6 protein-coding genes are annotated in these 14,680 nt (G+C 30.4%); 3 read left to right on the top strand and 3 right to left on the bottom strand.

What is annotated here, in order from left to right:
* The first annotated feature begins 11 nt into the window (after positions 1-11).
* Genes BABL1_RS01445 through BABL1_RS01455 form a run of 3 tightly spaced genes read left to right on the top strand, consistent with a single transcriptional unit; the run spans position 12 to position 2,775 of the window.
* The gene (locus BABL1_RS01445) at positions 12-869 is read left to right on the top strand and encodes an ABC transporter permease (protein ID WP_023791442.1); all 858 of its coding nucleotides are present in this window, start codon (positions 12-14) and stop codon (positions 867-869) included.
* Complete coding sequence (locus BABL1_RS01450) at positions 862-1,656, top strand: ABC transporter permease (protein ID WP_023791445.1); 795 nt, start codon at positions 862-864, stop codon at positions 1,654-1,656. Before BABL1_RS01445 ends, BABL1_RS01450 begins: the two co-directional genes overlap by 8 nt.
* Before the next feature lie 9 nt (positions 1,657-1,665).
* Entirely contained in the window at positions 1,666-2,775 is a 1,110-nt protein-coding gene (locus BABL1_RS01455; RefSeq protein WP_023791447.1) for an ABC transporter substrate-binding protein, read from the top strand.
* Here BABL1_RS01455 and metG read toward each other — a convergent pair.
* The 3 genes from metG to BABL1_RS01470 form a co-directional block, all read right to left on the bottom strand.
* Positions 2,772-4,742 carry a methionine--tRNA ligase gene (gene metG / locus BABL1_RS01460; RefSeq protein WP_023791450.1) on the bottom strand — a complete coding sequence of 657 codons (1,971 nt, stop codon included), beginning with the start codon at positions 4,740-4,742 and terminating at the stop codon, positions 2,772-2,774. The genes BABL1_RS01455 and metG overlap by 4 nt on opposite strands.
* 144 nt (positions 4,743-4,886) lie before the next feature.
* Positions 4,887-6,374, bottom strand: coding sequence for a hypothetical protein (locus BABL1_RS01465; RefSeq protein ID WP_023791453.1), 1,488 nt, complete (start codon positions 6,372-6,374; stop codon positions 4,887-4,889).
* A gap of 165 nt (positions 6,375-6,539) precedes the next feature.
* Positions 6,540-14,591, bottom strand: coding sequence for an Immunoglobulin-like repeats containing protein (locus BABL1_RS01470; RefSeq protein WP_023791455.1), 8,052 nt, complete (start codon positions 14,589-14,591; stop codon positions 6,540-6,542).
* Positions 14,592-14,680: the final 89 nt, after the last annotated feature.

Consider the following 14,680-nt stretch of genomic DNA (forward strand, 5'->3'; position numbering starts at 1 on the left):
AAGTAAATTTTATGAAACTTAAAGAAATAAAAAAAGAATCGCCATTTTTTGTTGTTTCATTAGGACTTGTTTGGCAAGCTCTATTTTTCTATTTACCACTTATATTTTTAATTATTATAAGTTTTGTTAAATATGATACTGAGAATGCCACAGTATTCAAATTAACTTTTGATAATTTCAAATTTTTCTTCAAGCCAATATATTTTCATATTATATTAAAGTCACTTTTAATTGCACTTCTAAATGCCACATTATGTTTTATTTTTGGATATCCTCTTGCCTATTTTTTGGCATTTAAAGCTCAAAAATTTAAGAATTTTTTACTATTTTTAGTAATACTACCATTTTGGACCAATTTTTTATTACATATCTATGCATGGTCTTATGTTCTTGATAGATCAGGTTTAATTAATAGTATATTGCTCTCAGCTGGTATTATCCAAGAACCACTAGAGTTATTTAACTCTATGTTTGCAATTATTATAGTTATGCTTTATTGCTATTTACCATTCATGATATTACCTATATACTCCGTACTTGAAAGAGTAAATAAAAATATTTTAGAAGCTTCAGCTGACTTAGGAGCATCTATTTGGTCTACTTGGTACAAAGTTATATTACCATTATCAATTTCGGGGGTAATTTCAGGTTTTTCGCTGGTATTTGTTCCTACTTTTGCGGAATTTGCAATACCAAGCTTAGTAGGCGGTGATAAATATGTATTTGTCGGCACAGTAATTACACAATATATATTATCAGGAGATAACTTCTCATTAGGAACCGCGTTCACATTAATAGCTTCACTTTCACTTATATTATTTATATCAATAATATATTTAATTAAAAAGAAGAATAATAAAAATGAATAATATTTTTAAATCGATTTCCAAAATAAGTTTACCGGTTTTTGTATCACTAGTTTTCTTATTTTTATATATCCCTATACTAATATTAGTATTCTTTTCATTTACCGACTCTTCTGTTCCAGTCTTTTTAGGAACAAAAAATTTCTCTCTAAAGTGGTACTATGCTCTTTTGGAATCCCCTGAAATTTGGCGTGCATTTTATATATCTACTATAACGGGTGTCTCTGCAACTTTTTTAAGCTTATTTATCTCTTTAAGCTTAATTTACTATAACTTAATGACAGGATCAGGTAAGAATTTACTTTATGCTTTTTATGCAAATATAGTAATCCCTGAAATAGTTGTTGCTGTAGGATTATTAACTTTTTTAAGTTATCTTAACATTGAACTTTCTTTGACTACATTAATCATATCACACACTATATTGGGTCTTGGTTATACTGTACCTATTATTTATAGTAGATATCTATCAATGGACAAGAAAATTATCGAATCTTCTATGGATTTAGGAGCTACTTTAACACAAACTTTTTTCAAGATAGTAATACCATCTTTAATGCCTGCAATATTTGCAGCTGGACTATTAGCATTCATTATATCATTTGATGATTTTATATTATCATTCTTTCTCTCAGGTAGCCAAACTCAAACTTTATCTATTTTAATTTATAGTATGATTAGAACTGGAACTTCTGCTATTGTAAATGCTCTGTCTACTATTATGCTTATAATAAGTAGCTTTTTAGTACTAATATTTTGTTCACTCAATACAAAAACTAAAATTTTTTAAGAGTTTAAAATGATCTATAATTTTACATACAAAACTATATTAATTAGAATTTCTATAATTCTTTTATGGATAGCAATTATCTTTGGATTTCTATTATTTCCAGGACTAATAAGAAACTCTAAACTAGACAATAGCATCAACGTACTTGCATGGTCTGGAATGTATGATTTAAATTACATATCAAATTTTGAACAAAAAACAGGAATAAAAGTAAGAATCAGTTACTATGAAAGCAATGAAGAACTGCTTGTAAAATTAAGAACAACAAAAGGTAAAGGCTATGATCTTATTATTCCAGGAGATTATGCTGTTCATATATTAAAAAACGAAAATCTACTCAAAAAGTTAGATAAAAGTAAACTTGAGTTTTTACCATATTTAAATCCTATTCTTCTTGGACATTACTATGATAAAAATAATGAATATAGTCTTCCAGCAGAATGGGCTGTATTTGGTCTTGGAATTAACAAAGAATATTTTGAAAAACATAAAATTAATATATTTGAATCTTGGTCTTTAGTTTTTGATAATAAATATAATTATAAAATAGCAATGGCAAATGATCCTCTTGTTTCAATACCAATAGCCTCTTTATACTTATTTGGAGATCTGAACGATCTAAATATAGAAAAATTAGAAAAAATAAAAGAACTATTAATAAAGCAAAAAAAATATATCGAAGCTTATGCCGAATTTAGACCAGATTATTATTTAACCTCAAAAAGTGCTCAAATAGCAGTATCATCAAGTGCCTATATCTTTAGAGCTTTACAAAGTAATAATACAATAGATTTTATAATACCTCAAGAAGGGACATTAGTAACTATAGAAAATTTTGCTTTACCTAAAAGAACAAAAAAAGAAAATCTTGTTTATAAATTCTTAAACTTCTTAATGGATCCTCAAACAGTTAAACATCATTTTGAAAGTGAACAAGCATTATTTCCGGTAACAACAAACGTATTTGATCAACTCGATTTAAAACCAAATATCAAAAAGTTATTAACTATCGGCAAAGAAAGTTTTAATAAATTTCACTTCTTAAGAATTGACAAATTAAAAGCCCCCGTAAATGAAGAATATTTACGAGAGCTTTGGATAACTATTAAAACAACTTAGCTTAATCTTGTCCCATTTTGAACTTTTTCAATCGGTCTGACTAATACTATTTTATTATCATTTTCAGAGACTTTAGAAACTAGAATCATGCCATGAGATTCTAATCCAAATATTTTTCTTGGTTCTAAATTAAATACAAAAATATTTTGTTGCCCAATTAAATCACTTTCAGAGTAAGATTTTTTTATACCAGAGACAATCTGTTTTATACCATAATCACCAAAATCTACTTGTAATTTATACAGTTTATCGGATTTGGGAACCTCTTGACACGATATTATAGTACCCGTCAAAATAATTACTTTACTCAAATCTTCTATTTTAATATTTTCAAGCGACATATCAGTTGAATTGACTTTATCTTTCACCAAAGTAGCTCCAGAAGTATTTTGCTTAATTTCTTGATCTTTTTCTTTATTAAGATCAAATTTTTTGAACAATAACTCTGATTTATTTAACATAAATGTTTTATCCCATCTATTTTGACTTAATTCACTTATTAAATCGGTTTTTAATTCTAAATTTATATTCAATGTCTTTAAAAGTTGCTCCATCTTGACTGGCATTACAGGCCAGAGCAATATAGCAATAGAATAAATACTATGGCAAGTTGCTGAAATAACTTCATTAAATTCATTCTTATCTTTGATTTTCCAAGGTTCTTTATAATGAAAATAAGAATTTACTTGATTAATAAATTTAAAAATAGTTGATAAAGCCATATAGAAATAACCATCTTGCATATATTGAACAATAATATCTAAATAACTCCAAAATGAATCTCTTAATTCTAATTCTTTAGTTGACCAATTTTCAGGTGCTTTAACTTCATGAAGCTCATGCTTATAAGATAGTGCAATCATTCTATTTAAAAGGTTACCTAAAGCATCAGCTAAATCTGAATTAACATGTCTTTCTAAATCATCTATATTAAATTCTGAATCTTGAGTAACCGCCATATAACGAGTTAAATAATAACGAACTATATCAGATCCATAATTATCAAGTAACACTTGAGGATCTATAACATTACCAAGTGATTTAGACATCTTTTGCTTATTAACTATTATCCAGCCATGAGCAAGAATATGTTTAGGCAAAGCAAGTTCAGAGGCCATTAAAAACGCGGGCCAATATACAGCATGGAATCTTAATATATCTTTACCTATTATCTGTAAATCAGCAGGCCATAGATAATTAAATTGATCCTCTTTGGTAGGATTACCGTAACCAATAGCAGTTATATAATTATTTAAAGCATCTGCCCATACATAAGTTACGTGTTTGTTATCTTCAGGAAATGGTATACCCCACTTAACTGTAGTTCTTGATATGCTTAAATCTTTAAGCCCTTGTTTTACAAAGCTAATTACTTCATTAAGTCTTTCTTGAGGAATTATAAAATCGGGATTCTCTTCATAAAATTTTAACAATCTATCTTGATAAGCCGATAAACGGAAAAAGTAAGATTCTTCTGATATATATTTAGTCTCTCGCGCACATGAAGAACATAGAACGGTTTCGTTTGAATTAATATCCTTTTCAGTTACATAAGTTTCGCACGGAGTACAATAAAATCCACTATAAAATGATTTATATATATCACCGCTTTCTATAAGCTTTTTAAGCCAAAATTGAACTGCTTTTACATGAGATTCATTAGTAGTTCTTATAAAATCATCATAAACAATATTATAATCATTCCAAGTTTTTTTATAATCAGATATAAAGCTATCTACAAACTCTTGAGGAGGCATATTAGCTTTAAATGCCGCTTCAGCTACTTTTTGACCATGCTCATCAGTTCCTGTTAAAAAAAAGGTATTATAATTCTTGAGTTTATACCAACGACAAGCAACATCAGCTAGTAAAGTTGAATATAGTGAGCCTAAATGGGGCTTAGCTGTCACATAATATATAGGTGTTGTGACATAAAATTTTTTTTTATTATTATCAAATTTGTACATATAAGCTCGCTTAATGTGAAGTTAATTAAAAATATAAGTATTAATATTAATTATAATATAAAACAAAAATCGATAAATACAAAATAATGGCCAAGATAATTCTTGACCATTATTTTATTTATATAAAAATAATTTAAATGTTAGTTAAGATCCTGTGATTTTTGAAAACATATTTTTCAGATTCTTTGTTACATCTTTAACCGTTTGTTCTATTTTATCAACTGCTTTTGAAAGGATATTTTTATTTTCAGGTTTGTTCTGACTTTGATTAATATTTCTTTTATAAAGCGAATCAGTTAATTCGTCTATAGTAATCTTATAATTATTATAATCTCCACTTGATTTAAATTTATTAATTAATTCTTGAGCAACTTTAGATCTTAGTTCACTTGGATAAGCATCGATATAACCATTTACAAAACTCTCAGCAGTTAATAAAAGCCACTTATTTATAAAATCTCTATCAGACCTAACTTCAGGAGGCAAGAACATACTATTATTTATAGTGGTAAAGAAGAACAGTTGAATATCTTTAAAAGGATCAGCAGGAGAGACCCAGGTAATCTTTTCATTATCGATAAATATAGTACGATTAGTATCTTTATCATAAAATATATTAGCTTGATGAGCATCACCTTGTACATAAGTTGGATTTAATAAAATTTCTGGATTAGCCTTATCTTTAAAATATTTCATCATTTCTCTATGAAAATTAGACATAGCAACACCAACTTCATAATAAATTTTTATAACTTCAGCAGAACTAATTTGTTTATCTTTATATTGCTTAGCAAGTGAAGATAAAATAACTCCAGGAGACCTATCAAGCAAAGATAAATAATGAGGTTTGCCATTATAGGTGTAAGAAATATAAGCAATAGGAAATATAAATGATGGAAAATTAGATACATGTCTTGGATAAATATAAGTCCCAAAAGGTTTAATAAGAAAAGATTTTTCTAAACCCATTATTTCAGCTGTTCCTGACGCTATTTCTTTTAAAATATAATCGTTTGGTCGATCGGAACAAGTTGAACTAACCAAAAATAATTGAGTCGTTTGATAGCCCTTTTGTCCTAGAATATCTTTAGCAATTAAACAACTAGATTCTTTAAAGTTAGGATTACTTAATTTTTTATTCTTATAAGACTCCACTAAAAAATTAACTACTGAGCTTTCATTAAAAAATCCTCTTGAATCAAACTTAATATCATGAGGTTTCACTTCTTTAATTATTACAGAACTTTCATATAAAATATTAATTAATTTTTTTAATTTATCTTCGGTATTCTTTTCATCTTTCAAACTTCTTTCTGATTCTAACTGCTCAATAACTGCACTATCACAACGTTTTTTAGTATTACATAGTGATAATATATCTGAAGCTGTTTTGCCCTGATCAAGTAAATAAGCATACTTAACCAAACAGCATTTACAAGAGTTTTCTAACTTATTTGCCCATAGAGTTAGATCACAAGAAGTATTATCATCAAGCTCTTTTACAATATTATCGATCGTTACTACAGTTTTAACCGATTGAGAATAAATATCCAGATTGGTTAAAATTATACTAATTAAAGTAAAAAATTTAAAAATAAATTTTTTAAAAATAAATTTATCGTTTTTCAACATTATACAAAACTCCTGATTATTATTAATATTTTTTAATAATAATATCAATTTCTATTAAAAAAATGCAATAATAAAATTATTTGATAAATTAAATTTAAAAAATTTACAAAATTAAAGCGCAATGTTAAAATTAGGCTTTAACCATATTAATAAAACTATTTATCATTAACTGCTACAATATTTCTCATGAATTAATCTACTTAAATTAGATCTAGGACCTGGACTAAATTTTATAACTACTCTAACAGATGGATCAGATGGGCAACCGATTGCATCAACTACATAAACACTATAATTATTATCGGTACTTGTAGGAGTTACTAATCTACTAACAGCAGAATCTCCACTTTGTACAAATCCATCAGACCAAATAAACGTAAAAGGTGGAATCCCAGATATTGGCGTAGCTGTTAATAATACCATATCCCCTTCAACTATTTGAGTCGCTGAAGCAGTTAATAAAACTTCTGCTTTACTGATATTTAAAGATGCAAAAGTAGTAATTACATTACCTGTAATCATATCTGTTACAGTAACAGTATAAATATAATTACCAGGCTCTAAAGTCGAAGAAACATTTATACTTTGAGTATTTGTAGCTCCAATTATACCAGGGCCTGTCCAATTATAAGTATAATTACCGCTACCACATATTACATTCGCTTGAAAAGTAGCAGAATTCCCGTAACATATATTTTGTACATTAGGACTTATGACAACACTAAAATCTTCTATTATTACATCAAAGCTACTGGTACCAATACAACCATTTGCATCTGTCACAGTTACATAATAAGTACCACTATTTAAAGAGCTTACATTATCAATAACAATTAATTGATAATCAGAGTTAAAGCCATTAGGCCCAGTCCAAGAAAAGGTATACGGCACACTTCCATTTGAAGGACAAGCAACTAAACTTAAAGTACCTCCTGAACATATAGGCGACTGTTCATTATAATATCTAACAGAAACATCTATTGTAGGAGCTACTCTCACATTGGCAACACCTACACCCAAACATCCATCAGCATCTCTTACAGTTACAGTATAAGTACCTGTATTTGCTGAAGTTACATTTTCTATGATAATTGATTGGGTATCTGCTGTAAAACCATTAGGTCCTGCCCAACTATAACTATATAATGCATTTCTTTGAATAACTTCTGCAACTAAAGTTATAGTATTACCAGTACAAGTTAATAATTGATCAGGAGTAACTGTTACAGTTAACTCCGAAAGAACATTGACATCACTACTTGATATTACACTACATCCTCTTGCATCTGTTACTGTTAAAGTATAAGTACCGGTATTTGAGAGATTTACATTATTAAGAGTAACATTGGGTTGATTTGAACTAAAGCCATTTGGGCCTGTCCAATTGTAACTATAAATACCACTTCCACCTGATACTACTGAAATTATATTTAAACTTCCACCTAAGCACACATTAGCATTTTTAGGAAAAGTATTAACATTAATCTCAGGATCTACTGTTAAGTGAGCTGTAGTAGTACTTAAACATTGAAAAGAGTCAGTAACAGTTAAAGTATAAGTACCCGAATTTGATGGCTCTACATTATTAAGAGTAATATTTGGTTGATCTGAACCAAACCCATTGGGACCAGTCCAATTATAGTTGTAAGCTCCAATTCCACCTGTGACATTAGAATTAAATGTTACAGATGCGCCATAACAACTAAATAATTCATTTGGCACAATATTAACATTTAATGGCAAATCTACCAATACATTAGCACTTGCCATAGAAACACATCCATCCACATCAACATCACTAACTAGAACAGTATAATCTCCACTATTTAATAAAGTTGCATTATTTATTGTAATCGAAGGTAAATTAGAAGTAAACCCATTAGGACCAGACCATAAATAATTATAAACAGCATTTCCTCCCGAAACTATTGCATTTAAATTTATTGTTCCTTGAGAACAAATTCTAAGCTGATCGGGCACTATAAAGACATCTATTGCAGGATTAATAGTGACATTAGAGATGGCACTTGCTTGACATCCATTTGAATCAATAACTGTAACTTTATAACTTCCAGTATTCAATTGAGTAGCATCTTCTATAACTATAGGATTAGAGTTTGTAAAAAAACCATTAGGTCCTTGCCAAGAATAACTATTATATATGCCGCTTCCACCAATAGGTTCTGCTGTTAGAATGAACCGTTGACCAACACACGCTCTAAGTTCATCTGGAGATATACTTACTTCTAATTCAGGATATACCTCAATATTAGAAGTTGTACTTGCTTGGCAACCATTAGAGTCGATCACATTTAAAGTATATACTCCAGCATTTTCAGAACTAATATTATTTATAGTAATTGAAGTAGTAGCATTAGGTGTAGTTCCATCAGGATATATCCAATTATAATCATATATTCCACTTCCACCAGAAATAACAGCAGTTATAGTTAATGAACTACCAGGACATGTACTAATAAGAGAAGGAAAAATAGACACATTAATATCAGGATTTACAAGCACTGATGCAAAACTTGTACTAGTACAGCCAATAGAATCTGTAACTATGACTTGATAAACTCCTGTATTTGCCACTGTTGCATTAGTTATATTGATTGAATTAGATGTTGATGTAAACCCGGTAGGCCCTGTCCAACTATAACTATAATTACCACTTCCTCCTGAAACTTGAGCCGTTAAATTTATAGTATCACTTGAGCATACAGTTAATTGAGAGGGACTTACTGAAACTGCTACAGAACTAACCTCTATACTAGAACTTGCGCTTGCTGTACATCCACTTGAGTCATTTACTTGAACTACATATAATCCAGAATTCAATGATGTAACATTATTGATATTAATATTTGGCAAATTAGATGTAAAATCATTAGGCCCTGTCCAACTATAACTGTAACTACCACTACCACCTGACACTTGTGTACTTATATTAATGGAACCACCAGAACATACGGTTGATTGAAGGGGAATAACGGTCAAGTTGATACCCTCTAATACCAAAACAGTTGCACTAGCAATACTTGAACATCCAGCTAATAAGTCAGTTACAGTTAAAATATAAGTACCAGTATTTATCATAGAAGCATTAGATATAGTTATACTCGAATCACTTGAACTAAATCCATTAGGACCTGTCCAATTATAGCCATAACTATCACTCCCTCCACTTACTATCGAATTTAAAGTTATAGTACTACCTTGACAGATAATACTTTGTGAAGGAGATATAGATAGAGTTAAATCGGGATATACAGTTATATTAATTATTTGCTGGGAAGTACAGCCAGTAGAATCAGTAACCGTTAAAGTATAATTACCTGAATATAAAGTAGTAGCATTAGATATGCTAATTGATTGAGAAGAAGAAGTAAATCCATTAGGACCCGCCCAATTATAAGTATAATTACCATCACCACCCGATACACTTGATGATATACTTATAGTACCACCTGCACATATTGGATTTTGAGCAGGAATAAGCGTTATATTAATCTCAGGTAAAACAGTTATGTTTGAACTAGCAACACCCGAATCCAATATCACTGAATCAGTAACCGTTAATACATAATTTCCTGAATTGGCTGTTGTTGCATTAGCTATATTAATATCTGTCTCTACTGAACTAAATCCATTAGGACCTGACCAACTATAATTATAATTACCACTTCCACCAGTAACATTAGAGTTCAAGGAAATAACATTATCAGTACATATAATATCTGAAGATGGAGTAACGGTAACAATAATAGTTGATTGAACAATTACTTCTGAGCTAGAAACCCCATAACATCCATTACTATCAGTGACTGCTAAAGTATATGTACCAGTATTAGATGCCATAGTATTAACTATGTTAACATTTGGATCATTAGAAATAAATCCATTAGGTCCTACCCAAGAATAAGTATAAGGAGCTGTCCCTCCGGTAACTGTTGACATAATACTCAAAGTATCTCCAGTCGATAAAGTTACTGAAGCAGGATTTAAATTCACGTTAACTAGCGAATTAACAGAAACAGTAGAAGTTGCTGTGTCAGTACAACCATTACTATCTGTTACTATAACTTGATAAATTCCAGAATTTACAGAATTAACATTAGAAATTGAAATAGAATCATTATTTGAATAAAATCCACTGGGTCCACTCCACAAATAAGTGTATATGCCTGAACCTCCACTGACTTGAGCAGATAAATTGATAGTTCCTCCTACACATACATCTAATGTATTAGGTGCTATACTGGCTACTAAATCTGAATTAACAGTAACAGTAGAAGAACCACTTATCGCACAACCAGAGGAATCGGTTACAGTTATATTATATGTACCAGAATTTGAAGAACTGACATTATTAATAGTAATAGTTTTTAAGTTAGATATAAATCCATTGGGACCCGACCAACTATAATTATAGCCCCCACTTCCTCCACTTATATCCGCTGTTATATTTAAATCACTTCCAGGACATAAAACAATAGAACTAGGTTGGACTGAGAGATTTAATTCAGATCCTACACTTATACTAGCAGTATCTGTAGAAAAGCACTCATTAGAATCAGTTACTGTAACCGTATAAGTGCCTGTATTTGCATTTGTTGCATTAGGTATAATAATGGGATTAGATGTAGATGTAAAATCATTAGGACCTACCCAACTATAATTATAACCTCCTGCTCCTCCTGTCACTTGAGCTGTTAAATTAATAGTACTTCCATAACATATATTTGACATAGACGGAGTTACCGCAACTATAATCTCTGAATCAACTCCTATAGATATAGAGCTACTCGCTTGACAACCATTTGAATCTGTTACTGTTAATTGATATGTACCTCCATTTAAAGGCGTAACATTAGGAATATTTACTGAAGTTCCTGTTGATGAATAACCATTAGGACCTGTCCAACCATAATTATAAACTCCACTTCCTCCTGAGACTTGCGCTGTTAAATTTATAGTGCTATTTGCACAAAATATAGTTTGATTAGAAACTATATCAACAGAAAGTGCAGGATTAACATTTATACTAGAAACATCTGTACCTATACAACCGTTAGAATCGGTAACTGTAACAGTATATGTTCCACTATTTAATAAAGTTGCACTTGATATATTAATTGGATTATTTGTCGAAGAATAACCATTTGGACCTAACCATTGATAACTATAGATCCCACTACCCCCTGAAACATTTGCCAATAACTCTATAGATTCGCCAACGCAAACTGTTAATTGAGAAGGTGTAACTTCAACAATAACTGGAGTGCTAACTGCTATATCTATTGACCCTATTTCTACACAGTTATTTGCATCAGTAACAGTTACTTGATAAATTCCAGAATTTGCTTGGCTAACATTAGGAATATTAACAGGATTTAATGTTGATGTAAAACCATTAGGCCCTGTCCAATTATAACTATAACCTCCTGCACCTCCTGTCACTTGAGCTGTAAGATTTATTGTACCTCCAGGACAAACCGTTGGTTGAGTAGATACAACAGAAAGATTAATCTCTGATCCTACAACAACACTAGCATTACCAGTACCCATACAACCAGCACTATCAATTACAACTACCGTATAAGTACCCGTATTGCTTGTTGTTGCATTAGGTATACTAATAGGATTTCCTATGCCGGAAAAACCATTAGGCCCTGTCCAGATATAACTATTATATACATTAGATCCACCAGTTGCTTGAGCTGTCAAACTTATTGCTCCATCATAACATATATTTGAAAAACTAGGAGTTATAGAAACAGTAATCTCAGGCAATACATTAACATTGGCCGAAGAAGTACTAGTACATAAATTAGAATCAGTTATGGTAACTGTATAAGTGCCACTGTTTGATATATTTGCATTAGATATGCTGATAGGATTAGATGTTGATGTAAATCCATTAGGACCCGTCCAGATATAACTATAACCTCCGCTACCTCCTGTTGCTTGCGCTGTTAAATTTATAATTCCAGAAGAACATATAGACTGTTGAGAAGGACTTATTAAAGAAGTTAATTGAAAATTAACTATAACAGTTGAAGTCGCAGTTCCTGTACAGCCATTAGAATCGGTCACAGTTACTGTATAAGTTCCCATATTTAATAAAGTAGCATTGGATACGCTAATCGAACTTGAGACTGCAGTAAAACCATTAGGACCAGCCCAGCTATAACTATAACTTCCTGAACCTCCTGTCACTTGAGCATCCAAGTTTATTGTATCATCATAACATACTGTTAATTGTGAAGGACTTACAAAAACATTTACATTACTATTAACTGTAACTATAGTACTACCCGAAGCACTGCAATTATTAGAGTCTACAACATTAACAGTATAAGTTCCCGCATTTGCTGATGTAACATTACTAATGGTTACAGGATTGGCTGTAGATACAAAGCCATTAGGACCAGACCAGCTATAACTATAACTTCCTGAACCTCCTGTTACTTGAGCAGACAAAATTACATTTGAGTTAGAGCATACAACCGCAGGTGTAGCAGAGACATTAACAATAATTTGAGAATCTACAGTTACCTCAGTTGAAGCATTACCAGTACAACCATAAAGTGAATCAGTTACTATCACACTATAAGTACCAGAATTTTGAGTCGTTGCATTATTAATAATAATTGGATTACTAGTAGAACTAAACCCATTAGGCCCTGACCATTGATACGTATAATTACCACTACCTCCACTCACAACAGCTAATATGTCAATAGTACTACCTATACATAAATTATCTCTTGGATTAATAATAACCGGACATAACAAATCATAAGAAGTAGGATTTAAAAGAACTGTTAAAGAAGTACAAGTAATTGGCAAAGATGTATTAGGAAATCCCGAGGTATCTCCTAGATTACTTGAGGTATAAGAACCATTATTATTAGTAGCAGTTGCACTTATATAATAAGGAGGCGTTAAAGCTGTAGTAGGCAAAGTAAAAGTAGCAGTAAACGCAGCATTTGCAGAAACTATTACGTCAGCTCCAGAAATATATTGTTGTCCTTCATTGATAGAATTATTTGCATCATTTAAAAAAAATTGAATAAGCATAGTACCTCCTCCAGAAGCTGCCGCGGGTGCTATACCAGAAACTGTAATACTATTGCCTGAAAAAGATGCACTTATCAAATTAGGAGCTGCTTGATAATGATTCCCTCCGTCTATTAAGAAAATACCTCCTTGAGTATTATCATAAATATTATTAGATAAAATAGAATTGTATTGACCACTACCATTAGCAACAGCTATACCTCCGCCACCATTTTCTTGAGTTGCAGTATTACCGTTAATAACATTATTTAAAATCTTGTTATTATAACTATTAATATAAATTCCACCGCCATCATAACCGGAAATGTTATTACTGATTATGTTATTCTGTAAAGTATTATTGAAAGCATTAATATAAACACCTCCGCCTCCATTTACACTACTATTTGAAGCATTATTTCCAGAAATAGTATTATTACTTAAGATATTATTAGAACCAGTAATATAAATACCTCCCCCTCCAGCAGTATTAGTTGTAGTGTTATTGCTAACAGTATTTCCAGTTAATGTATTATTACTACTACTGACAAAAATACCACCTCCACCATTATTACTTGAAGTATTATTGGTAACTATATTATTAGTTATAGTATTACTATTTAAATTAATAAAAATACCACCACCGCCATTAGAAGCATTGTTATTAGTGATAGTATTACTGCTTATGCTATTATTAGTTCCATTGATAAATATACCACTATTACTATTACCACTTATGGTATTATTAGAGACGATACTATTAGAGCTATTTATATAAACTGCATTACCTGAATTATTGCCTATAATATTTAGATTAGTAATAGTACAGCTACTATTACCAATAAAAAAAGTATTTCCAGAAGAAATACCTGATCCGTTAATTGTTATTTGATTAGAACCACTTAATACAAGACCCTGAATCGTCAAGTTAGAGACTCCAATATACAATTGACTAGTCAAATTAATAGTTTGACCAGCCAAAGAATTTGAAAAAACAATAGTATCACCAGAAGAAGCAGTCCCAATATAGTATCTTAAAGTACCAGAAGTATAAGTATCATTAGTACTAGTTACCGTATAAATTGCAGCATCAACTTTAAAAATAGTAAATAATAAAAGAATATAATAAAAATAATCATTAATTTTAAACATAAAGCCTCTAATAAAATTAAATTTAAACAAAAAAAAGTAGTAGATTGAAATCTACTACTTTTTAATAATTCAGAGTCAAGATTTATGGT

This window comes from Candidatus Babela massiliensis (assembly GCF_000513475.1).
GTDB lineage: Bacteria > Babelota > Babeliae > Babelales > Babelaceae > Babela > Babela massiliensis.